This is a genomic window from Amycolatopsis sp. lyj-346 (genome assembly GCF_046548975.1).
Classification (GTDB): domain Bacteria; phylum Actinomycetota; class Actinomycetes; order Mycobacteriales; family Pseudonocardiaceae; genus Amycolatopsis.
The window spans coordinates 7345-30079 of record NZ_JAJPWT010000002.1 but is presented as its reverse complement, the minus strand read 5'-3'; the positions used below and the strand labels follow the sequence as shown (position 1 = coordinate 30079).

15 protein-coding genes are annotated in these 22735 nt (G+C 71.4%); 7 read left to right on the top strand and 8 right to left on the bottom strand.

Features of this window, described 5'->3' with window-relative positions; all coding sequences use genetic code 11:
- Window positions 1-2: 2 nt before the first annotated feature.
- Genes ACLJQE_RS07530 through ACLJQE_RS07515 form a run of 4 tightly spaced genes read right to left on the bottom strand, consistent with a single transcriptional unit; the run spans window position 3 to window position 2800 of the window.
- Window positions 3-785 (bottom strand): thioesterase II family protein, encoded by a 783-nt coding sequence (locus tag ACLJQE_RS07530; protein WP_410638373.1) that lies wholly within the window; start codon window positions 783-785, stop codon window positions 3-5.
- A complete protein-coding gene (locus ACLJQE_RS07525; protein WP_410638372.1) occupies window positions 766-1005 on the bottom strand; it encodes an MbtH family protein in 240 nt (79 codons plus the stop codon). The genes ACLJQE_RS07530 and ACLJQE_RS07525 overlap by 20 nt, the downstream gene beginning before the upstream one ends.
- Entirely contained in the window at window positions 1002-1763 is a 762-nt protein-coding gene (locus tag ACLJQE_RS07520) for a protein phosphatase 2C domain-containing protein (RefSeq protein ID WP_410638371.1), read from the bottom strand. The genes ACLJQE_RS07525 and ACLJQE_RS07520 overlap by 4 nt, the downstream gene beginning before the upstream one ends.
- 14 nt (window positions 1764-1777) lie before the next feature.
- Window positions 1778-2800 (bottom strand): NAD-dependent epimerase/dehydratase family protein, encoded by a 1023-nt coding sequence (locus tag ACLJQE_RS07515; protein ID WP_410638369.1) that lies wholly within the window; start codon window positions 2798-2800, stop codon window positions 1778-1780.
- Between the two features lie 179 nt (window positions 2801-2979).
- Between ACLJQE_RS07515 and ACLJQE_RS07510 the strand changes: the two genes are divergently transcribed.
- The 7 genes from ACLJQE_RS07510 to ACLJQE_RS07480 are packed head-to-tail and all read left to right on the top strand — an operon-like array spanning window position 2980 to window position 17631.
- Window positions 2980-4737, top strand: a complete 1758-nt coding sequence (locus ACLJQE_RS07510; RefSeq protein WP_410638368.1) for a carbamoyltransferase — start codon at window positions 2980-2982, stop codon at window positions 4735-4737.
- A gap of 19 nt (window positions 4738-4756) precedes the next feature.
- Window positions 4757-5446: a thioesterase II family protein gene (locus ACLJQE_RS07505; RefSeq protein ID WP_410638367.1), complete on the top strand. Its 690-nt coding sequence runs from the start codon at window positions 4757-4759 to the stop codon at window positions 5444-5446.
- A 1-nt stretch (window position 5447) separates the two neighbouring features.
- Window positions 5448-8027 carry an amino acid adenylation domain-containing protein gene (locus ACLJQE_RS07500; RefSeq protein WP_410638366.1) on the top strand — a complete coding sequence of 860 codons (2580 nt, stop codon included), beginning with the start codon at window positions 5448-5450 and terminating at the stop codon, window positions 8025-8027.
- 2 nt (window positions 8028-8029) lie between these two features.
- Complete coding sequence (locus ACLJQE_RS07495; RefSeq protein WP_410638365.1) at window positions 8030-8854, top strand: SDR family oxidoreductase; 825 nt, start codon at window positions 8030-8032, stop codon at window positions 8852-8854.
- Window positions 8855-8870: 16 nt separating this feature from the next.
- The gene (locus ACLJQE_RS07490; RefSeq protein ID WP_410638364.1) at window positions 8871-15212 is read left to right on the top strand and encodes an amino acid adenylation domain-containing protein; all 6342 of its coding nucleotides are present in this window, start codon (window positions 8871-8873) and stop codon (window positions 15210-15212) included.
- Window positions 15209-16399, top strand: a complete 1191-nt coding sequence (locus ACLJQE_RS07485) for a hypothetical protein (RefSeq protein WP_410638363.1) — start codon at window positions 15209-15211, stop codon at window positions 16397-16399. Before ACLJQE_RS07490 ends, ACLJQE_RS07485 begins: the two co-directional genes overlap by 4 nt.
- Window positions 16390-17631, top strand: coding sequence for an MFS transporter (locus tag ACLJQE_RS07480; protein ID WP_410638362.1), 1242 nt, complete (start codon window positions 16390-16392; stop codon window positions 17629-17631). The genes ACLJQE_RS07485 and ACLJQE_RS07480 overlap by 10 nt, the downstream gene beginning before the upstream one ends.
- Here the strand turns inward: ACLJQE_RS07480 and ACLJQE_RS07475 are convergent.
- Genes ACLJQE_RS07475 through ACLJQE_RS07460 form a run of 4 tightly spaced genes read right to left on the bottom strand, consistent with a single transcriptional unit; the run spans window position 17564 to window position 22735 of the window.
- A complete protein-coding gene (locus tag ACLJQE_RS07475; RefSeq protein WP_410638361.1) occupies window positions 17564-18031 on the bottom strand; it encodes an NUDIX hydrolase in 468 nt (155 codons plus the stop codon). The two genes, ACLJQE_RS07480 and ACLJQE_RS07475, sit on opposite strands and share 68 nt — an antisense overlap.
- Complete coding sequence (locus ACLJQE_RS07470; RefSeq protein WP_410638359.1) at window positions 18028-19206, bottom strand: DegT/DnrJ/EryC1/StrS family aminotransferase; 1179 nt, start codon at window positions 19204-19206, stop codon at window positions 18028-18030. The genes ACLJQE_RS07475 and ACLJQE_RS07470 overlap by 4 nt, the downstream gene beginning before the upstream one ends.
- Window positions 19203-20756, bottom strand: coding sequence for a condensation domain-containing protein (locus tag ACLJQE_RS07465; protein WP_410638358.1), 1554 nt, complete (start codon window positions 20754-20756; stop codon window positions 19203-19205). The genes ACLJQE_RS07470 and ACLJQE_RS07465 overlap by 4 nt, the downstream gene beginning before the upstream one ends.
- Entirely contained in the window at window positions 20753-22735 is a 1983-nt protein-coding gene (locus tag ACLJQE_RS07460) for a condensation domain-containing protein (RefSeq protein ID WP_410638357.1), read from the bottom strand. The genes ACLJQE_RS07465 and ACLJQE_RS07460 overlap by 4 nt, the downstream gene beginning before the upstream one ends.

Here is a 22735-nt window from a genome sequence, read left to right as displayed (position 1 = left end):
GTTCAGCTCTCCTTCCCGGCGAACCCGGGCGCCGCCGCAAGGCTTGCGAAGTGCTTCGGCAGGTCCCGCCAGATCCGCGGTTGGTAGAAGTGGCCGCCGGGGAGGCGGGTGATCTCGAACGGCCCGGTGGCCGCGGCCTGCCACTGCTCGGCGACCGACTGCTCGATCACGTCGTCGTCCACGCCGTGGCAGACCTGTAGCGGCACCTGCACCGCGGCCTGCCGGTCGGGCCGGTAGGTGTCCCGGACGCGCAGGTCGGCGCGCATGAGCCGAAGGGCCATCGCCAGCATGTCGGCGTCGTCCAGGACGTGGTCGGGCAATGAGCCGGAGGTGCGCATCCAGCGCACCAGGCTCTCGTCGTCGTCGCCGGCCCGCGGAAAGCGGTCCCGCTCGGTCAGCCCGCGGACGGGCGAGTTGCACGAGGACACCACGAGCGCTTCGGGGACGGCGGCGCCGTGGCGTTGCAGCAGAAGCGTGACGTCGAACGCGACCCAGCCGCCCATGCTGTGCCCGAAGAGGACGAACGGGGTCGATGCCGTCCGGCGCACGGCGTCCGCGGTGTCCCGGACCAGCTCGTGCCAGGTACCGGCCGCGGGCTCGGTGAACCGGCCCTCCCGGCCCGGGTAGCAGATCAGGGCCAGGTCGGTCTCGTCGTCGAGCACGTCGGCCCACGCCCGATAGGCCCCGGTGCCGCCGCCGGCGAAGCCGAGACAGACCAGCGTGCGCCGGGCGTTCCGGCGCCGCGCGGGCCGGACGACCGCGGGGTCATGCCCGGTGGGTCGCATCTGCGGCCGTCGCAGCGTTCGTGAGCGCCATGCGGACCGAGCGTGGCCTGATGTCCGGCCATGCCCGCTCCACGTAGGTCAAGCAGGAATCCCGGGCGTCCGGTCCGTGCGCGATCCGCCATCCCCCCGGCACGGCCACGAAGCCGGGCCACAGCGAATGCTGTTCCTCCTCGTTGACCAGAACCAGCCAGTCGCCCTGATGGTCACCGGTTTCGCTCATGGCGTTCCTCCCTGGGTCGTGACCGCGCAGAACACGATCGTCGCGTCGTCGTGGAGCTTGCCGGGGAACCGGCCGGGTTCGGCCGACTCCGCGCGTCGCAGCCGGGCGAGCACCGTTTCCGGACCGCCGGACTCGGCGAGCCGGAACAGCTCCGGCCAGGTGGTCTCGTATCGCTCGACCAGCCGGGTGACGCCGTCGGTGAGGACCAGCACACTGTCCACATCGGATGTGGAAACACCGCCCTGGAGCGCGTGGCCGGCGGCGGCCGGGTCGGCGCCGGCCACCCAGAACCCGCCGGACCTGTTGCGCAGCAGTCGTTTGGTCAACTGGTAGTCGTCCGGCAGTTGCCGTATTCGTTCGTCGGTGACGACGAGGATCCTTCCGTCCCGCAGGCGGAAGGCGACCGTGGTGTCGCACAGGACCAGGTAGTCGAGCCGCTCCCCGCGGGCGAGCAGAACCGCCACGGCCGCGGTCGGCGAGTCGACGTGAGCCAGATCGCAGGTGTCCTCGTGCGATCGCCGCACCGCGGCGATCGCGTCGGCGAGCGCGGGGGCCGCGGCAGTCCCCGGATCGGTGGTCAGCCGGGTGGTCAGCACCGTGCCGAGCTGCCCGACGAACCAGACGACATCGTGGACGCACCCGGTGTCCGGCACCATCGTGGTGGCGCCGTCGAGCAGGACCACCGAGTCGTTCGTCGCCACGACGAGGTCTTCGTTGGCCCGGCCCGGCCCGGCCCAGGTGGCGTAGGCGACCTGCATGGGTATTCGCCTCCTCAGGCGCTGACCGCCGCGAGCGGGCGGTCGCGTACGGCGGCCGCGACCGTCTCGACGTTGCTGTAGCGGGGATCCGTCGCGAGCCCGAACCGGCCGTTCGCCACCGCGACGGCGAGTTCGCCGACCCCGTCGTGGACCGTTCTGCGCGGGCGCAGGCCGAGACCCAGCCGCGCGGAGGTGAAGTCCACCTGGTAGTCCCGCGGATCGAGACTGGTGTGCTCGACGACCAGCCGGGCGCTCGGCACGGCGTCGACGATGATCTGGCCGACCTGGCGCAGCTGGTAGTTCTCACCGTCCGAGCCGCAGTTGTAGATGCCGTTGTAGGTGTCACCTGTCCCGCCGGCCGCAGGTGCGCCGACCGCCAGCAGCAGCGCTTGCGCGGCGTCCTCGACGTGCAGGAGCGGCCGCCACTGCGAGCCGCCGTGCACGACGACCTTGTGCTGCTGGACGGCCATCGCGGTCATGGTGTTGACAGCGAGGTCGAACCGCATCCGTGGCGAGATCCCGTAGAGGGTCGCGAACCGCAGGATCGACGTGCTGAAGGCTGGGCAACGGGCCGAAAGCACGTGGTGCTCGGCGAAGATCTTGGTCTGCGCGTAGAGCGATCGTGGCTGCATCGGCGAATGGATGCGCGCGCGGTCGTCCGGAGAAAGACCGTAGTTGCTGCACGTGGACGCGAGGACGAACCGGCGTACGCCTGCCGCGCGGCAGGCCTCCACCAGGTGGACGGTCGCGAGGTAGTTCGTCTCCCACGTCAGGTCGTGATCGAGGTCGCAGGCCGGATCACCCACGATCGCCGCGAGATGCACGACCGCGTCCACTCCGCGCAGCGCAGCTCCCCAATCGGCCACGGATCGGACGTCGCCCTCGATGTGCCGCACGTCCGTGGTGGACGCGCGCGGTGTGGAGGTCAGGTGGCTGTCCACCACGACCACGGGATGACCCGCCGCAGCGAGCCGGCGGGACAGCACGGAGCCCAGATATCCGGCTCCTCCGGTCACCAAGACGGCTTGACGCTTCATACGGCGAGCGTAGGGACGGGCCCGTGGTGCTGTCCCCGGCCACACGGCGCACGCGTCCCTGACCTAGGGCGGGGCCGGGTTGCTACTCGGGTGGGGGGACGGCGGCCCGCTTGCGCCCTATCGTCGAGCAGGTCAAGGACGTCAGCGGCCAGTCGGCAATCCACGGAGGCCGGATCATCATGCGGGTATTGGGTATCAGCGGCTTGCCGGACGGAATGGCCTTCAAGCGCAGGCAACTGCCGCACCTGGAAGAGCGCGAATACCGGATCGTGCAGGGATTGGACGCGGCCGCCGCGTTGGTGACCGACGACGGAGTCGTCGCCGCCGCCGCGGAGGAACGGTTCACCGGTGAGAAGACCACCGGCGCGCTGCCGGTCAACGCGATCGAGTTCTGCCTTCGCGAAGCCGGCCTGGGCCTTGCCGATCTGGACGCCGTGGCGCACGGGTTCCACTACGAACCGGCATCGTCGGACTCGCTCGACGAGTACTTCCGCCGGCGTTACGACGATGTCTACGCCCCCGAGTCGATGAAGGCCCGGTTGGCGCGGGCGTTCCCGGGTGCCGACTGGGACCGTCTGTTCCGCCCGGTGCGGCACCACCTGGCGCACGGTGCGAGCGCTTACGCCCTCAGCGGGTTCGAACGGGCGCTGGTCGTGGTCGCCGACGGCATGGGCGAGACCGAGAGCATGACCGTCTCGGTGGCCGACCGTGCCGGCATCCGGCCACTTCGGCTGATTCCGGCGCTGCACTCACTCGGCACGCTCTACGGCGCGGTGACGCTGCATCTGGGTTTCGAGTTCAATTCGGACGAGTACAAGGTGATGGGGCTCGCTCCGTACGGCGATCCGGACCGCTTCCCGGAGGCGGCGAACCAGCTGGTGCGCCTGCGGCCGGACGGCACGTACGCGGTACCCGTCCTGGCGCGGAACCGTGGCTGGCAGGAATTCGAAACGCTGCGGGGGACCCGCCGCGTGCTTGCCGGGTTGTTCGGCCCCGCGAGGGAGCCGGGCGCTCCGATCACCCAGGACCACATGGACGTCGCGGCCACCGTGCAGAAGATCGTCGAAGTCGCGCTCCTGCACAGCATGCGGTGCTTCGCCGCCGAGACGGGCGAGCGGAACCTGTGTTTCGCCGGCGGTGTCGCGCTCAACTGCACGTTCAACGGGATGCTCGAACGCAGCGGCATCTTCGAGCGGGTGTTCATCCAGCCGGCCGCCGGTGACGACGGGTCTGCGCTCGGCGCCGCGCTGGTCGTCCATGATCGGCGCCGTTTTCCCCGGATGAGGATGCCGTACTGGGGGCCCGCGTACTCGGAGGCCGAATGTGCCGCCGCGATCGCGGGCACCGACGGGATCGCCGGTCAGGCATACGACGACGAGGACAAGCTGCTCGACGACGTGGCGAACCTGCTGGCCGACGGGAAGTTCGTCGGATGGTTCACCGGGCGCATGGAGTTCGGCCCCCGCGCACTGGGCAATCGCAGCATCCTGGCCGATCCGCGTGATGCCGGGGTGCGCGACAGGCTCAACGCCGTGGTGAAACAGCGTGAGGACTTCCGGCCGTTCGCGCCGGTGGTGCGCGAAGAGGACGCGGACCGGTTCTTCGACATCCGGCCGGGCACGGCGGAGTCGTACCGGCACATGCTCGTGATCACCCGTACCCGGCCGGAGTTCCGCGATGCGCTCGCCGCTGTCACGCACGTCGACGGCACCGCCCGCGTGCAGGTGCTGTCGCGGGCCGACCACCCGCGCCTGTGGCAGCTGCTGGGCCGGGTCGGCGAGCTGACCGGCCTGCCGGTGCTGCTCAACACGTCGCTCAACCTGCGCGGCCAGCCCATCATCCGCGACCCGTGGACCGCCACCGCCACCTTCCGGCGGTCGCGTCTGGACCGGCTGGTCCTGCAGGACTTCCTGGTGCGCCACCACGCCGACCGCTGAGGTGAGGAGCAAACCCGAGATGCACACGATGCTGTTCGGCTTTCCCTACGCGGGCGGAGGAGCCTCCTTCTACCGTTCATGGCCGGTTCAGCCCGGCTTCACCGTGCACGGTGTCCAGCTGCCGGGCCGGGAGGAGTGCTTCGACGAGCCGTGGCCGCTCAGCCTGCCGGACACGGTGGCGTTCGCCGCGGAACAGGTGACCGGAAGGTGCACCCCGGACGATCGGATCGCGTTGTTCGGGCACAGCTTCGGGGCACTGATGGCCTACGAGGTGGCCCGGTGCCTGCTCGGTCACGGCTACCGGCCGGTGCACCTGTTCGCCAGCGGGTCGCTGGACCCGACCACGCCGCTCGGCCGCGACCCCGCGCCGCTGACCGACGACGAGTTCGTGGCCAGGGTCGAGCACCTCGCCGGCTACCGGCATCCCGCTCTGGACATCCCGGACCTGCGCGACCTCGTGCTGCCCGTGCTCCGCGAGGACGTGCAGATGCACGAGACCTACCGCGACACCGGAGAGTCCCCGTTGCCGGTGCCCATCACCGCGATCCGCGGGACGGCCGACCACATCGTCGGCGCCGAGGACTGCGAACGCTGGGGAAAGGTGACCACCGCCGGGTGTTCGGTCGTCGAGCTGCCCGGCGGGCACATGTACCTGGTCGACGACGCGCTCCCGCTGCTGCGGGCCATCCGGACGACCCTGAGGACCTGAGATGAACTCGAGCGCCCTGTCCGCGGCCGCCTTCGTGTGCACTGGGACACCGGCTGAACCCGGCATCCGCCTGTACACGGAGGACACCGGGCTCGCGAGCACCGACGAACGGGCCGCGCGGCTGCGCAGGCGGATCATGCGGCGGCCGCTGGACCACCGGCGCGGACCGGGAACCCGGCTCGTCCTGCTGCGCTATGCCGACGGTGTTCAGCACCTGATCGTCTCGGCCCACGCCTCGGCGATGGACCTGCGCGGTGTGCGTCGCCTCGGGGCCCGGCTCACTTCGAGTCCGCTCCGCGCCTGCACCCGGCCGGCCGAGGCGGCCCACGCTGTGGACGAGCTTCCGCTGGACTGGGCGCGGATCGGCGCCCCGGGCCCGGCCGGTGTGGCGGTGCGGACGGCCACGATCCGGGCCGGCGTGGACGTCGCGGACGTCTGCGCGGCGGCCGCGGTGGTCCTCGGCCGGTACACCGGCGCCGCGGTCGTGCCGATCGGTGTGGCGTGGACCGGGGGCCGCGGCGTGCTGGCCGTCGAACTCGACGAGCGGGCGAGCCGGGCCGAGTTACGGGACTCGGTCCGGCTGCCGGGCGCGGCACTGCCGGAAGGTGCCGGTACCCCGGCGGTGACCGTGGACCCGGCCGACGTGCCCACGGTGGACGAGTGGCGCTCTGGTCAGTCCGGTGCCGTCGAGCTCCGGCTCGGCGGCACCGAGCTGGACTGCCACTACCGGACGGATCTGGTTCACCCGGCGGCGGCCGAGGCCTTGCTCGTCTCGATCGCCGCGGTGCTCGACGTCGACGAGCGGGATGCGGTCGGGGCGGTCGAGCTGGTCCCCGCGGCTGCCGGCCGGTCGGACATCGCCGTCGACCCGGCCACCACGATCGCCTCGGCGGTCATCGAGCGGGCCGCCGAGGCCCCCGACTCCATCGCGGTCTGTGCCGCTGACGCCCAGCTGACCTACCGCGAGCTCGTCCGGCAGGCGGACGGGATCGCCTCCGGGCTCGCCTCGGCGGGCGTTCACCGAGGTGACCGCGTCGGTGTGGCGATGGCGCCGTCGGCCCGCCTGATCGCGGTGCTGCTGGGTGTGCTGCGAGCCGGCGCGGCCTACGTGCCGCTCGATCCTGCCTACCCGCGTCAGCGGCTGTCGTTCACGGCGAGCGACGCCGGGCTCGCCGTGGTGATCGCGCAGGACTCTGTGCCGATCGACACCGACGCGCCGGTCCTCTCGGCGGAGAGCGTGTCGTCGGCGAAGCCGGTGAGGATGCCGAGGACCACCGCGGACGACGACGCCTACGTCATCTACACGTCCGGTTCGACCGGAACGCCCAAGGGTGTCCTCGTCACCCACCGGAACGTGCTGAGCCTGCTGGCCGCGACCGGAGAGTACGGCTTCGGCCCGCGAGACGTGTGGACCTTGTTCCACTCCTGCGCCTTCGACTTCTCCGTGTGGGAAATCTGGGCCTGCCTCACCACCGGTGGCCGGCTGGTCGTGGTGCCCCGCGACACCGCGCGCGACCCGCACGCATTCCACCGGCTGCTGCGCCGCGAACACGTCACGGTCCTCAACCAGACGCCGTCGGCGTTCGCCCAGCTGGCCGTGGTGGACCCCGGGGCCGAGCCGCTCCTGGTGCGGCTGCTGATCTTCGGCGGCGAGCCGCTCGACCCCAAGGTGCTCCGGGACTGGATCGGCCGCTATCCGCAGCAGCGCGTGGTCAACATGTACGGGATCACCGAGACGACCGTGCACTGCACCTGGAAGGTCGTCGACGCGGAGGCCGTCGAGACGGGGTCGCGGTCGATCGGCGCGGCCCTGCCCGGGTGGACGGTGAGCGTCCGGGACCGGCGTGGCCGGCGGCTGCCGGTCGGCGTGCCCGGAGAGATCCATGTCGAGGGCGCCGGCGTGACCCGTGGGTACCTCGGCCGTGCTGCGCTGACCGCACAACGATTCACGGCGGGCCCCGGCGGCACACGGCGGTACCGCAGCGGGGACCAGGGCCGGCTGTTGCCCTCCGGCGAGCTGGAGCACCTCGGCCGGCTCGACAGTCAGGTCAAGATCCGGGGTCACCGCATCGAGCTGGGCGAGGTGCGAGCGGCGTTGCTGCGGGATCCGTCCGTCGTCGCGGTCGCGGTGGTGGTCCGGGAGCGCGAGGACGCCTACCTCGCCGCTTACGTCGTCGGAAACCGCGCGAATCCGGCTGCCCTGCGCGACCGGCTCGCCGCCGAACTCCCGGAGCACTGCCTGCCCCGCTCGATCGTGCGGATCGACGCGCTGCCCACGACGCCGAACGGCAAGCTGGACGCCGGACGGCTGCCGGACCCCGGCGACACGGCGCCGGACGCAGACCCCGGCGACGGCGATGGGCGCGGCGCCGAGGAATGGCTGATGGCGCTGTGGCGGCGGTTGCTGGGGAAGCCGGTCTCGCGGGAGGACAACTTGTTCCTCCTCGGCGGCACTTCGCTGCTGGCGTTCCGGACCGCGATCGAAGCCCGGGCGGCCGGTTTCGGCGAGCTCAGCGTGAAGGACGTCTACCGCCTCCGCACGGCCCGCGACCTCGCGACGATCATGACCGGGAAGGACTGATCATGCGGCTGCGTGACAAGGTCGCTGTCGTCACGGGGGCAGCCCGCGGTATCGGCCGTGCCATCGCTTTGGCGTTCGCGGAGCAGGGTGCGGACCTCGTGCTGCTGGACGTGGCCGGTGACATCGACGGCTGCCCGTACCCGCTGGGCACCGCCGATCAGCTGGGTGCGACCGCGAAACTGTGCCGTGACCACGCGGTGACGGTGCTCACCCGGCAGGTCGATGTCCGGGATGCCGTGGCCGTGACCGCAACGGTGGACGAGACACTGGATCGCTTCGGCCGTATCGACGTGCTGGTGAACAACGCCGGACTCGCCACGCCGGCGGGAGTTCCGGTGCACGAGGTGACCGAGGCCGGCTGGCGTCTCGTCCTGGACGTCGATCTGGACGGTTCGTGGCGGATGCTGCGGGCCGTCGCCCCGGCGATGGTCGACGCCGGCCGGGGGAGCATCGTCTCGATCGCGTCGACCGCCGGGCTGGTCGGCTACCGCTACTTCGCGGCTTACGTGGCCGCCAAGCACGCGCTCGTCGGCCTCACCAAAGCCGCCGCGCTGGATCTGGCCCCGCTGGGCGTGCGGGTCAACGCCGTGTGCCCGGGATCGGTTCGCGACGCCCCGGACCTCGACGGCCGCATGCTCGGCGAGATCGCGCGGAGCCTCGGGCTGCCGCCCGCCGAACACGAGGGCGTCTTCGTGACGGACCAGCCCACCAACCGGCTGGTCGACGCGCACGACGTGGCGCGGACCTGTGTCTGGCTCGGCACCGACGAATCGACCGACGTGACCGGCGCGGTGATCACCGTGGACGGCGGGTTCACCGCGCGCTGACGGAAGGAACGTGAACGTGAGCATCGACGACTTTTCCCTCGACGCCGAAGCCGAGCTGACCAGGTTGCTGGCCCGGAGGCAGGCCGACGACCTGCCGAGCCTGGCCGCGGACCGGGGCCCGATGTCGTCCGGGCAGCGCCAGATGTGGTTCTTCGAGCAGTGGAGCCCGGGCACCGCGACCTACCACACGCCGGCGGCCTGCTGGGTCGACGGACCGCTGGACGCCGAGGCGCTTCGCCGGGCGTACACCGCGTTGGTCGCCAGGCATGGCGCGCTGCGCACCCGGTTCCTGCCGGGGCACGACGGCTCGGGGCCCGAGCAGGTCGTCGAAGCCGAGGCGCCGGCCGAGTGGAGCTACCGCGACGTGTCCACGGAGGACGACCCGGATGCCGGAGCGCTGGCCGTGGCCACCCAGGACACCTGCCGCCCCTTCGATCTGCGCGGGGGCCCACCGGCACGGCTGCTGCTGGTGCGCGTGAGCGCCGAACGGCATCTGCTGGTGTTCACCGCGCACCACATGGTCGTCGACGGTGTGGCACTCGGAGTGCTGCTGCGTGACCTCGACGTGCTCTACCGGGACCGCGCCGCCGAACTGCCCGCGGTGCCCGCGCGCTACCTCGACTTCGCCGGCGCCGAATCCGACCGGCTGGTCGCGGGCGATTTCGCCGGGGAAGTCGAGTTCTGGCGTGACCGGCTCGAAGGGGCGCCACCGGTACTCGAGGTACCGTCCAGCCGGGCGCGCCCGGCGGCCCAGACGTTCACCGGGCGGACGGTCACCTTCGAGGTGCCCGAGGCAGTGGCCGCGAGGGTGCGTGCGGTCGCCGCGACCGTGGGGGTCACGCCCTTCGCCGCGTACCTCACGGTGTTCGGCGTCCTGCTCTCCCGCTACACCGGGCAGGAGGACCTTGTGGTCGGTACTCCCGTGTCGCTGCGGGATCGGGCCGAGCTGGCCGAGGTGATCGGCCCGATGGTCAACACCGTACCGGTCCGCATGGATCTCTCCGGGCGTCCGCGGCTGACCGACGCGCTGCGCCGCACGCACGACGTCGTGATGGAAGCCTTCGGGCACAAGGACCTGCCGTTCGAACGGATGGTGTCCGAGCTCAGCCCGCAGCGGGCCCTCACCCACAGCCCCATCGTGCAGGTGGTGTTCGGCGCGCAGGACCGGCCGGAATCCGGCGCCCGTCTCGGCGCCGCGCGGCTCGAGCCCGTCGGTCTGGAACGCGGCACCGCGAAGTTCGACCTCACCTGGTCGATCTTCCTGGGGGAGCGCACCGAGTTCGAGGTCGAATACAACACCGACCTGTTCGACGCGGCAGCGGTGGCGCAGCTGGTCTCCTGCTACCTGCGGCTGCTGCAGGCCGCCGGTGAGCCGGACTCCCCGGTCGGCGAGCTGGAGATGCTCACCGAGGACGAGCTCGCGGCGGTCGTCGCCCAGTCGAAGGGTGACGCCTTCGGAGCTGCACCCGACCCCCGGCCGCTGCACGAGCTCTTCGCTGTCCGGGCGCGGCGGAACCCGGCCGCGACCGCGGTGTCCGACGTGCGGGACGCACTGTCCTACCAGGACCTGGATGCTCGATCCAACCGGTTGGCGCGATTGCTGCGGGACCGCGGCGCCGGTCCGGGCTCCGTCGTGGGTCTGTGCCTCGACCGCGGGGCCGGCCTCGTCGTGGCGCTGCTCGCCGTGCTGAAGTCCGGTGCGGCGTACCTGCCTCTGGACCCCCGCTACCCGCGCGAGCGGCTGGCGTACATGCTCGGTGACGCCCGCGCCGCGGTGGTCGTCACCGACCCGGCGTCCCGGGACGTGCTGCCGTCCGGCGATTGGGCGGTCCTCGACCTGGACGCCGACGCCGGGCACATCGCCGCAGCCGCCGCGGACGCGCTCGAGGTCCGGGTGCGGGCGGCGGATCCGGCTTACGTGCTCTACACCTCGGGCACGACCGGCCGGCCGAAAGCGGTCGAGGTCACCCACGCCAACGTGAGCCGTTTGCTCGCCCGTACCCACGACTGGTTCGGATTCGACGACACCGACGTGTGGACGATGTTCCATTCCTACGCCTTCGATGTGTCCGTGTGGGAACTGTGGGGCGCCCTCCTCTACGGCGGCCGGCTCGTCATCGTGCCTCATCTGGTGACGCGCTCCCCGCAGGACTTCCACGAGCTGCTGTGCCGGGAACGCGTGACCGTGCTCAACCAGACCCCGTCGGCGTTCCGCCAGCTGGAGGCCTTCGACGCCGACGCGGGCGCCGAGCTCGCGCTGCGACTGGTGATCTTCGCCGGCGAGGCGCTGGATCTCGGCAGCGTCGGGCGGTGGTTCGACCGGCATGGCGACGACCGGCCTCGCCTGGTGAACATGTACGGCATCACCGAAATCACGGTGCACGCGACCTACCGGCCGCTCACCCGCGCCGACGTGACCCGCCCGGAAAGCCCGATCGGCGTGCCGATCCCGGATCTGGCCATCTACGTCCTCGATCGCCACGGCAATCTGCTGCCTCCCGGGGTACCCGGTGAGCTCCACGTGGGCGGCGCCGGAGTGGCCGCGGGCTACCTCGGCCGGCCCGGCCTCACCGCCGAACGGTTCATCGCGGACCGCTGGAGCGGCGTGCCGGGAGCCCGGCTGTACCGCAGCGGTGACGTCGGTCGCTGGAGTTTCGCCGGGGAGCTGGAGTACCTGGGACGCAACGATCGCCAGGTCAAGATCCGCGGGTTCCGCATCGAAACCGGCGAGATCGAAGCAGTGCTCCGAAACGTGGCCGGCGTGCGCGCCGCGACGGTCACGGCCCGCGCCGACAACGGTGCGCAGCCGCGTCTGGTGGCGTACGTGGTCGGCGCCGGCTCGACCACCGGCGAGCTTCGCGAGCAGGTCGCGCATTCCTTGCCGGACTACATGGTTCCGGCGGTGTTCGTGATCCTCGACGAGTTGCCGACCACCGCGAACGGCAAGATCGACTATCGTCGGCTGCCTGCGCCGCAAGCCGTCCGGCCCGAGCTCGGGCAGCGGTACACGGCGCCACGCGACGACACCGAGCGGACGCTGGCCGAGGTCTGGGCCGAAGTGCTCGAGGTCGACCGGGTCGGCATCCACGACAGCTTCTTCGACCTCGGTGGCGACTCCATCCGCACCTTGCAGGCGATCGGCCGCGCCAAGGAACGCGGGCTGGCGATCAGCCTGCAGGACTTGTTCACCACCCCGACGATCGCGCGGCTCGCGGCGCGCGCCGAGCCGGTCGCCGAGGAAGAACGGGTGCGGGAGCCGTTCTCGCTGATGTCGGCGGAAGACCGGGAGAAGCTGCCGGACGGGCTGGAGGACGCGTACCCGATGTCGGTCCTGCAGGCCGGAATGGTCTACCACATGACACTGGACCCGTCGAATCTGCCATACCACAACGTCAACGTCTTCCGCGTCCGCGCTCCCTTCGACGAGGCCGCGTTCCGCCAGGCCACCAGGGATGTGGTCGCCCGGCACAGCATCCTGCGCACGGCGTTCGACCTGAGCCGGTTCAGCGAGCCGATGCAGCTGGTGTACCCCGCTGCCGAGTTGCCGATCGAGGTGTCGGACCTGCGTCACCTGTCCGAAGCGGAGCAAGAGCGCCGGCTGCTCGGCGTGCTCGACCGGGAGCGGCACAATCCGTTCAAAGTGGACGAGGCGCCACTGTTGCGCTACCAGCTGCACCGGCGTTCGGACGAGGAATTCCAGTGGACGATCACCGAGCACCACGCGGTGTTCGACGGTTGGAGCCTGTTCTCCACCCAGGCCGAGACGTTGCGCCGGTACGTGGCGCTGCTGCGGGATCCGGACGCGCCTGCGCTCCCACGACCTGCCGCGCACTTCCGCGACTTCATCGAGCTGGAGCGGGAAGCCATCGCTTCACCTGAGCAGCGCGACTTCTGGGCAGGCAAGCTCGCGGATCGCCTCCCGTTCCAGCTGCCGCACTGGGGAACCGGCCCGGACGGGCCGGCACCGGGCGCCACGTACGACACGCCGACCGAAGGCGAGGTCGTCGACGGGGTGCGCCGCTGGAGGTTCACCTCCACCCGCGACGCCGCCCACCGTTCCACGGACACGCTGATCCCGCAGGATCTGTGCGAGGCCGTGCTCACCGTCGCCGCGATCGCCGAGGTCCCGGTGAAGACGGTGCTGCTGGCCGCGTACCTCAAGGTGCTGAGCCTGCTCAGCGGCCGTGCGGACGTGATGGCCGGGGTGAGCACCCACGGGCGCTCGGAGGACGTCGACAGCACCGAGGTGCGCGGGATGTTCCTGAACATCCCGCCGGTGCTGGTCACGGTTCCGGGCGGGACCTGGCTGGACCTGATCCGCCGCACGTTCGCCGCCGAGCAGGAGATGCTGCCCCACCGCCGCTACCCCTACGCACACATGCAGTGGGATGCCGGGTCGCGCTCAAGGCTGTTCGACACCTCGTTCCTGTACAACCACTTCCACGTGATGAGCGACGTACTCGACGCCGGTGTCGAGATCCGTGACGGCAGGGTGGCGCACCAGGCCGAATACCGGGTGGAGCCGAACAGCTTCAGCGTCAACGCGGGCGTACTGCGCAACCCGCGGTCGAACCAGATGCTCTGGCGAGTCGACTACTACACCGGCAAGGTGTCCGACGAGCTCGCCGAAGCCGTGCATCGCTACTACATCGCAGTGCTGCGGGCGATGGCCAGGCCGGAGGAGCCGCAGAAGGGCTTCTCGCCGCTGGCGCCCGCCGAGCTGGACCGGCTGGTGTCGGAGTGGAACGGATCCCGGGCCGGGCTCGGTCCGGACCGGTGCCTGCACGAGCTCGTCGGCGAGCAGGTCAGGTCGGCGCCGGAGGCCGTCGCGGTGACGGACGGGAACGTCCGGCTCAGCTACCGGGACTTGTCCGAGCGGGCCGATCGGCTCGCCGCCCGGCTGCGCGAGGCCGGCGCCGGGAAGGGCTCGGCCGTGGCCGTGGAACTGCCGCCCGGCGCGGACCTGGTGGTGGCCGTGCTGGCCGTCTGCCGCACCGGCGCCGCGTTCCTCCTCGCGCCGGCCGGAAAGGGCGCCGGCCAGCAGCGGGTGAGTGCGCTCGTGACGGTCGCCCCGGACGGACACCCCGCCGTGCGCGCGGCTGGGGCCGGCACCGGGCCGTCGGCGACCGCACTGTGCGACGTGGATCCGATGGACCCGGCGTGCGTGGTCGGCGGCCAGGCGATCGCACACCGGGCGCTCACCGGATATCTGGTGTGGGCGCGGCGCGAGTACGGTGAGCGGCTGGCCGGCGGCGTGCCGATGCTCGGCCTGCCGACGTCCGCGGCGGAGCTCTCGGCGATCTTGCTGGGCCTGGTGACGGGCGCCGGCGTGCGCGTCGTCCGCGACGGTGTCGCCGGGCTGGTCCGGCAGGCCCCCTACGGACTGCTCAGCCTGACTCCGGCCCGGCTCGCGGACGTCTCGTCCACGGTGGGCCGCGAAGCCGCCACCGGGCTCGCGGGGACGATCGTCGTGCACGGTGACGCTTTCCCGGCCCGGGTCCTCGAGGCTTGGCGCGCGCTCGCGCCCGATGTCCCCGTGTACCACGAGACCCATTTGCTCGGCGGGGTGTGCGTCTTCCGCGCCGGCGCGAGCGGCTGGTCGGCGCGCGTTCCGGCCGGGCGGCCGATTCCCGGTGTTTCGGCCTATGTCCTCGGTGAGGACCGCGAGCTCGTACCGCCCGGCGTCGCGGGGGAGCTGTGCTTCGGCGGGATCGAGGTCGTGGGCGAGCCGTCCGTCGCCGGTCCGATCGACGGCGAGCGGCTGCGCACCACCGGCAAGCAGGCCCGCTGGCTGCCGGACGGGCAGCTGGACGTGCTCGACGAGGCCGCCGTCAGCGGCGTTCCCGTCGACGTGACCGCACTGGCCGCGGCGTTGTGCCGGCAGCCCGGAGTTCGCGACGCGGTCGTGACCGTCGAACGGGGCGGCCTGATCGCGTACTACGTCGCCGGGCAGGAAGTTCCGCTGCCGGATGCCGTGGCCGCGCTCGCCGCGGAGGTACCGGCCGGCGTCGAACTCGCCGCGCTGCACCGGATCTCCGAGATCCCCACGACCTCCAGCGGGCTGGTGGATCGCGTCGCGCTCACGGCGGCGGTCGAGCGGCGGACCCCGCGTGCGGGAGGCGGTTCGGCGCCGGTGGGCGAGCTGGAGCTCGAAATCGCCGGCATCTGGAGCGACCTGCTGCGCGTACCGGTCACGGATGTGACGGCGGACTTCTTCGAAATCGGCGGGCAGTCGCTCAAGGCGGCGCAGCTGCGGGACCGGATCAACGCCCGCTATGCGGTGGAGCTTCCTCTCGTCACCTTCTTCCGGGCCCGGACCGTGCGTGCCCTGGCCGACCGCATTGGAGCAAACCGATGAGCACACCGTTCGCCGTCACGTTCGCCGAGCCGCTGACCGAGTACCACGCGGACGACCTGCGGCGGCACGTCTACTACGTCAGCGAAGACATCAGGGAATTCCGCCTCATCCGCGGAAACGGCGGGGTCGCGGGCGTGGAGATCTCCCTGGCCGACGCCGGCCGGGCCGAGGAGGTGGCCGAGAAGGTCCGCCGCCTGGTCGTCGACGACATCCTCCGGCGCCGGGAGGTGCCGAACAAAGTCGTGTGGCGGTTGCCGGAGCACGGGGAGTACGCAGCCGACACCGCCGGACGGCTGCGCGCGACGCAGGCGGCCACCACCACGGCACCCGGGCTGACCGCGATCAGCGGGGCGCCCTTGGCGCTCCTGGAGTACTTCGACGGCCGGTTCCGGGCGATGGCCGCCGAATGCGGCGCGACCGAGGTGCGCTACCCGACCCTGATCCCGACCGAAGTGATCGACCGCTGTGGGTACATCGCGTCGTTCCCGCAGCTGATGATGTTCGCCACGCGGCTTCGCGGTGACATCGACAACTACCGTGCGTTCGCCGACCGGCACGCGCCGGGCGGTGACGTCGCCTCCTACGTGCTGGAGCACTCCGGTCCGGCCGACTACTGCCTGCCGCCGGCGACGTGCTTCCACGTGTACCACCAGCACGAAGGGATGCGGCTGCCGGCGGGACGCGCCGCGGTGACCGCCGCGGCCAAGGTGTTCCGCCACGAGTCGAAGTACGAGGACGGGCTGGAGCGCCTGTGGGACTTCACGATGCGCGAGATCGTGTTCATCGGCGACCGCGATCACGTCCGCGAGCGTCGGCAGGCCATGCTGGGAAACGTCCGTGCGTTCCTGGAGCGGCACGAGCTGAGTGGCCATTGCGAAGTGGCCAACGACCCGTTCTTCGTCGGCGCCGACTTCGCGGCGAAGATGACACTGCAGAGCCTTTCGGAGTCCAAGTACGAGCTGCGCCTCGGCGTCGCGGCCGATCGCACGATCGCCTGCGGGTCGTTCAACTACCACGACAGCTTCTTCACGTCGCGGTTCGACATCGGTGCGGCCGACGGAACCGAGCTGTCGACCGGGTGCGTGGCCTTCGGGCTGGAGCGGTTCGCCTACGCGTTCCTCTGCCAGCACGGCGTCGACCCGGCCGGCTGGCCGCCGGCGATCCCGGCGGAAGTCAGGTGCGCGTGACGGTGCTCGCCGAGGCCGGATTCCGGCGGCTCCTGATCGGCCAAACGGTGTCCAATCTCGGCGACACCGCGCTCTACCTGTCGCTGGGCATCTGGGCCAAGGACCTCACCGGAAGCAACAGCGCGGCCGGCGCGATCTTCCTGACGTTGACCTTGCCCGTCCTGTTCGCCCCCGCGGCCGGCAGCGTCGTGGACCGCGTGCGCCGCCGCCGGCTGCTGGTGGTGACGAACGTGCTGACCGGTGGCGTGGTACTGGGCCTGCTGGCCGTCGACTCCGTGCGGCAGCTGTGGATCCTCTACGCCGTCACCTTTTGCTACGGCGCGTCGGCGTTGTTCGTCGGAGCCGCGCGTTCGGCGTTGGTGAAGGAGCTGGTGCCCGACGAGAAACTGGCCGCCGCGAACGCCGCCCTGCAGGCGGCGAGCCAAGGTGTCCGCGTCCTGTCGCCACTGGCGGGCGCCGGGATCTACGCCGCGGTCGGCGGCAAGGCGCTGGCTGCGTTCGTCGCGATCCTGTTCGCCTTGGCGGCGGTGATCCTCGGCGGCATTCGCGTGACGGAGACGCCACCGGACGAGCGGGAGTCGTTCCGCCGGGAGTTCCTGGCCGGGTTCAAGCACATTCGCGCGGTCCCGCTGCTGGCGCGGGTGACGGCGGCGGGCGCGGGCGCGTGGGCGGTGCTGGGGTTCTTCGAGACGGTCATCTTCGCGGTGATCGACGCCGGCCTGCACCGGCCGCCGTCGTTCTTCGGCGTCATCACCAGCATCCAGGGCGGTGGGGCGATCCTGGGCGGCCTGGTGGCCGGACGGCTGTGCGCACGTCTCGGCGAGGACGGGCTGGTGGCGTTCGCCTTGGTCTCGTTCGGCGTCGGCAACCTCGCGCTCGCGTTCCCGGTGATGCCGGTGGTGGTGGTCGCCTCGGTGCTCAACGGGGCCGCGATGGTGTGGTTCGTCGTCGGCTTCAGCACCGCGATGCAGGCGCACACCCCGGTGCGGGTGCAAGGACGGGTCAACGCCGCGAGCAACATGGTCATCCTCATCCCGAACACGGCCTCGATCGCACTGGGCGCGGTTCTGATCACCGCCGTCGACTACCGCGTGCTGCTGGCCGCCACGGCTGCGGTGACCCTCGGCTGCGCCGTCGCGCTCTGGCGCGGCGCCGGGAAGCCGGTCAGCGGCCGGGCTGGTCGGCGACAAGCTTGGCGTAGGCGTCCACGATCGGCTTCTCCGGCCCGATGACGTCCGCGGGCAGCTCGTCCACCGCGAAGTACCGGCCCCGGCTCAGCTCGACGCCGTCGACCCGGAGCTCCCCGCCGAGCGGCTTGGCGGTGTAGGCGGCGGTCACGTTGAACACCTCGTCGCCGTGCGGGTAACGGAAGTAGTACTCGGGTCCGGAGAAGACCCCGAGCAGCGTGAGAGCCCCGAGCTCCAGCCCGGTTTCCTCGAGCACCTCCCGGCGGCCGACCTCCTCGAAGCTTTCGCCCGGCTCCATGAAACCGCCGGGCAGCCCCCAGCCGGCGATGCCGATCCGCTCGACCAGCAGCACCCGGCCGTCGTCGTCGAGCACGAGAACGGAAGTGCCGGGCAGGATCAGGGGCCGGGTGCCGACCACCGACCGCAGCTGCTGGATGTAGTTCACCGCTCGTCTCCCATGGTCGCCGCGATCTCGTGCCGGTGCGCGTATGCTAGCGCCATCGCTTCGCAGACGCGGTCGACGAGGTCGAATGGCATGTGTGAATACAGCGGCAGAGTGAGACACTTCCGGGTGATCATTTCGGTCACAGGCAGCTGTGCAGCGGATTCGGTGTAGGCCCGCTGCCGGTGCAGCGGTGGATCGAAGTACGTCCGGGTGCTGACGCCCTCCGCGGCCAGGGCGGCGGCCAGCTGGTCCCGGGAAAGCCCGAATTCCTCGTCCGTGACGAGCACGGTGAAGTCCTTGTAGACCGGTGTGGTGCCGTCGGGCACTCGCTGCAGCCGGACCGGCAGCGTGGCGAGCGTTTCGGCGTAACGGCCCGCCAGCCGGCGCCGGCGGTCCAACGTGGCGTCCAGCAACGGCAGGTTGCGCAACCCGATCGCGGCCGCGAGCTCGGTCATCCTGGCGTTGAGCCCGATCATCCGGCTGTCGTAGTCGCCGGGGTTGCCGTAGTTGCGGGCCAGCCGCAGTTCCGCGGCCAAGCCCGGATCGTTCGTCGCGATCAGCCCACCCTCCCCGGTGGACAGCGCTTTCGTCGGGCTCAGGCTGAACACTTCGGCGAGACCCTTCGAGCCGATCCGCGTGCCGTCCCGGTAGCGTCCGCCGAGCCCGTGCGCGGCGTCGAATATCAGCTCGGCGCCACGCGCCGCGGCCGCCTGGGCCAGCTCGTCTGCATCGCTGGGCACGCCGAAGGTGTGGACGCCGAGCACGACGGAGACGTCGTCGCCGGAGCAGTTGCGCACCGCTTGCGGGTCGAGGGTGAACGTGTCCGGTTCGCAGTCGGCGAACCGCGGCCGGAGGTCGTTCCAGCGCACGGCGTGCCCACTGGCCATGAATGTGAAGCTGGGCAGGATGACCGAGCCGGACGCGGAAAGACAACGCAGCACGAGCATCAGCCCGGTGGTGCAGCTGCTGACCGCGATGACGTCGTCGACGCGCAGGTACGCGGCTACTTGCCGCTCGAATTCGGCCACCGCCGGGCCGTTGGTGAGCATACCGCTGTCGAAGATCGCGCCGAAGTGGCCGAACAGCTCGTCGTCGGCGACGATGGTCGGGCGCGTCATCGGCAGCGGATCGGCCAGCAATGGCGGGCCACCGAGCACGGCGGGTCTGCGGCTCATCGCGTCGTTCCCTTCGCACCAGCGGTTTCCGGGCACTTGATTTCGATCCGGTCGGGCACGACGGCGCCGCAGATCCACGGCTGCCGGCCGGTGTAGGACCGGGCGAGTGCGCCGGCGGCGACCGGGACTTCGGTCTCGACCACGGCCAGCACACGCATCCCCTCCGCGGCGGGCAGCGCTGTCCAGCTCGCGGACCGTACCCCGGCGACTCCGGTCAGCAGGGCGCGCTGGGCGTCGTCGTCGATGCCGATCCCACTCGGATGCCCGTGCCTCAGCCGGGAAGCGCTCCTCAGCCGCGCGAGGGGGAGATCGTGGACCGGCAGGTCCGGGTGATCACGGAGCAGCCGCAGTACCCCGGACAGATCGGTCGCGATGTCGCCGGCGGCCCGGGCGGTCCAGATCGGTTCACCTGCGGTCACCCGCACGTGTGTCGTCGGTCCCTGCTGGACCTGGACGGCGAGGTCGGCAGTGGCCCTGGCGGGCACCACGCGCCGCCGCTGGACGTAGTCACCCGTCGGCGCGCGCATGCCGTCGTCGTGGACGAGGAAGTTGAGATCGAACGCCGGCCGGAACGCGACGCCACGCCGGACGCCGGGAGAGTCCAGCCACGCCAACAGCTCCGCGGCGTCGAAAACCCCCCGGGTGTGGGCGTCGATGCTCGCTTCGAGCACCAGCTCGGCACGGTGCCGGAGGGTGTCCCGTTGTTCGCCGTCGAGCCGGATGTAGACGGGCTGCGCCAGGTTGGCCACCGCTTCCTCGTCGGCAGGCTCGAGCCGATTGGCCGACACGGACCGGAACACCTGCCGGTCCTGTCCGGTGTAGACGCTCACCAGCGCGCTGAGCGCCGTCGCCCACACCGTGAACGCGGAGACGCCGACCTCGCGCGCGGCGGCCATGACTGCGTCCTGCACCCGGTCATCCGCCCGGCGCGCGATCCGCAGCTCCTCCTCGCCGGCACGGGTGTAGCCGCCGAAGGTGCACGCCCGGGGGGCGTCCGCGAGCCGCCTCTTCCAGAACTCGGTGTTTTCGCGGGTGGTCGCGACCAGCAGCGAGTCGGCGTAGTCGCTCGCCTGCCTGCGGTTCGCGGTGCCGGACAGCCGTTCTCCGTGCAGCAGGGCGGTGAGGTCCTGGTACAGCACGCCCTGGCTCACGCCGTCGGCGAACAGGTGCGTCACGGTAAGGATGACGCACCGCACCGACCCGTCCATGGTGTACAGCAGGCACCTGCCGGCGTGGATCCGGGGGTCCACCGGCGCTGGTTCGGCGACGGCGGTGTCCGGGATCTCGCCGAAGTGCCGGATCGGCCGCAGGACGACCTCGATCCCGTCCTGCGCTTCGGCGACCTCTTGCAGCGGGCGGCCGTCCCGGGTGAACACCAGGCGGGAGCGCAGCGCCTCATGCGCCGCCACCAGTTCGTCCAGTGCCGCCCGAGCGGTTTGCTCGGTCGTCCCGGCCGGCGGCTCGACCGCGACCGTGATCGTGTAGACCTCTCGAGCGGGAGTCCGGTACAGGCTGCGCCGCTGCGCGTAGTTCAACTCGAACCGCTTCACGCCGAGGTCCTCGGGTGGAGGGGGTGCCAGCGGTCCGAGCCGGCCTCCTGGAGCCGGAGCAACACCCTGGCCAGGTCGCGGGCGTATCCCGGTTCCGGCTCGGCCGCGAGCACGGCTGCGGCCAGGGCCGCCACCGTCGGCCGCTGGTAGATCTGGAGCGGATTGACCGGGATGCGCATTTCCGAGCGCAGCCAGGCCACCAGCCGGGCGATTTCGAGCGAGGTGCCGCCGAGCGCGAAGAAGCTGTCCCCGGTGGCGATCCCCGCCGGCTCCCGCCGGAGCAGGTCCGCCCACAGCCGGATCAGCAGGCGTTCGAGGTGATCCGGCTCCGCGTCGACGTCGCCGGCCGGCTCGTCCGGGACTTCCGCTGCCGGCTCCGGTCGTCGGGCGGCCGGCCGCTCGCGGTGCGGGTCTGCGCACGCGTGCTCCAACGTGTCGAGCAGATCACCCGCGAAGCGTTCCGCGTCGGCGGTGTCATAGCGCCCGCAGTCGTAGGTGAGCGTGCCGCGGAACCGGGCGCCGCACTCGGTGATCGTGACGGCGAGGTCGTACTTCGCGGTCCCGGTGTCCACCAGCCGAGGTGTCCAGGACAGACCTCCGGCGGTCACCGGCTCCGGCTCCGGCGAAAGTTCGAAGAGAACCCGGAAGAACGGCAGCGCGTTCAGTTCGCGGTCCGGTGCCAGCCGGCGGACCAGCACGTCGAAGGGCACTTCCTGGTGGGCGAAAGCACCAAGGACGGCGGGTTTCGCCTTGGCGACCAGCGCGGCGAACGTCGCGTCGGCGGGGACCGGGAACCGCAGCGGAAGGAGGTTGAACACCGGGCCGATGATCGGGGCGACGTCCGCCCGTTCCCGGTTCGCGGCGGTCGTGCCGAGCACGACGTCCTCCCGGCCGGTGCGGGCGTTGAGCAGCGCGGCCATGGCGGTCGCGAGCACGGTGAACGGAGTCGCCGCCAGCTCCCTGCCGAGTTCGCGGACCCCCGACGAAAGCTTGTCCGTCAATTCGAAGCGCACGAGGCGCCCACCGGAACCGCTGTGCCCGCTCGGCGCCACGGTGACGGGATCCGGCGGTACCCCGGCCAGTGCGTCGGCCCAGTAGGCGACGGAACCGGCGAACGTTCCGTCTTCGACCGCCGATTGCTGCTGGGCGGCGAACGCGCCGAACGGCGTGGGCGGCTCCGGCAGCGCCGGTTCGCCGCCACCGGCGAACGCGGTGTACGCCTCGACCACCTCCGTCATGAGAGCCCGGGTCGACCAGGCGTCGCCGACGAGATGGTGCATCGTGAGCAGCAGGATGTGTTCCCGTGCGGAAAGCCTGAGCAGATCCGCACGCGCGAGCGGGCCGTGCTCGAGGTCGAACGGCCGGCGCGCGTGGTCGGCGAGGGTCGCTTCGGCCAGCTGCGCGCGTGATCCGGGTGCGACGCGACCGAGATCGTGCTCGGCCACCGGAAGCCACGGGTCCGGCCGGACGACCGGGTTGGGCCGGCCGTCCCGGGCGGGGAACGCGGTGCGGAGGATTTCGTGCCGTGACATCAGCAGGTCGAGCGCGCGCAACAGCGCGCCGCGGTCCAGCGCGCCGCGAATGTCCAGCGCCCACGGCATGTGGTAGGTCGCGGTGCCGGGACGCCATTGTTCGGCGAACCAGATGCGTTCCTGGCTGGCCGAGGCCCGCAGATCGGCGCCGGGATCCAGCGCGGGCCGCCGCACGGCGCCGGAGTCGCCGGCCCCGATGACGGCTTGAGCGGCCTGGCGGATGGTCGGCACGGAGAACAGGACATCGACCGGCAGTTCGACGCCCAGCCGGTCGCTCAGCACCGCGGCGACCGCGAACGCCTGCACGGAACTGCCGCCGAGGGCGAAGAAGTCTTCGTCGAGACCGATCTCCGCAACCCCGAGCGTCGAGGCCCACAGCTGGGTGAGTGTCCGTTCGACATCGGTGGCTGCCGGAGGGTCCTCGGTGGATCGGGTGGGGGTGGTCAT

What these genes read in the sequence shown, in the direction of transcription:
- ACLJQE_RS07530 (WP_410638373.1), bottom strand. Translation starts at nt 785, where the DNA reads ATGCGACCCACCGGGCATGACCCCGCGGTCGTCCGGCCCGCGCGGCGC.
- ACLJQE_RS07525 (WP_410638372.1), bottom strand. Translation starts at nt 1,005, where the DNA reads ATGAGCGAAACCGGTGACCATCAGGGCGACTGGCTGGTTCTGGTCAAC.
- ACLJQE_RS07520 (WP_410638371.1), bottom strand. Translation starts at nt 1,763, where the DNA reads ATGCAGGTCGCCTACGCCACCTGGGCCGGGCCGGGCCGGGCCAACGAA.
- ACLJQE_RS07515 (WP_410638369.1), bottom strand. Translation starts at nt 2,800, where the DNA reads ATGAAGCGTCAAGCCGTCTTGGTGACCGGAGGAGCCGGATATCTGGGC.
- ACLJQE_RS07510 (WP_410638368.1), top strand. Translation starts at nt 2,980, where the DNA reads ATGCGGGTATTGGGTATCAGCGGCTTGCCGGACGGAATGGCCTTCAAG.
- ACLJQE_RS07505 (WP_410638367.1), top strand. Translation starts at nt 4,757, where the DNA reads ATGCACACGATGCTGTTCGGCTTTCCCTACGCGGGCGGAGGAGCCTCC.
- ACLJQE_RS07500 (WP_410638366.1), top strand. Translation starts at nt 5,448, where the DNA reads ATGAACTCGAGCGCCCTGTCCGCGGCCGCCTTCGTGTGCACTGGGACA.
- ACLJQE_RS07495 (WP_410638365.1), top strand. Translation starts at nt 8,030, where the DNA reads ATGCGGCTGCGTGACAAGGTCGCTGTCGTCACGGGGGCAGCCCGCGGT.
- ACLJQE_RS07485 (WP_410638363.1), top strand. Translation starts at nt 15,209, where the DNA reads ATGAGCACACCGTTCGCCGTCACGTTCGCCGAGCCGCTGACCGAGTAC.
- ACLJQE_RS07470 (WP_410638359.1), bottom strand. Translation starts at nt 19,206, where the DNA reads ATGAGCCGCAGACCCGCCGTGCTCGGTGGCCCGCCATTGCTGGCCGAT.
- ACLJQE_RS07460 (WP_410638357.1), bottom strand. Translation starts at nt 22,735, where the DNA reads ATGACCACCCCCACCCGATCCACCGAGGACCCTCCGGCAGCCACCGAT.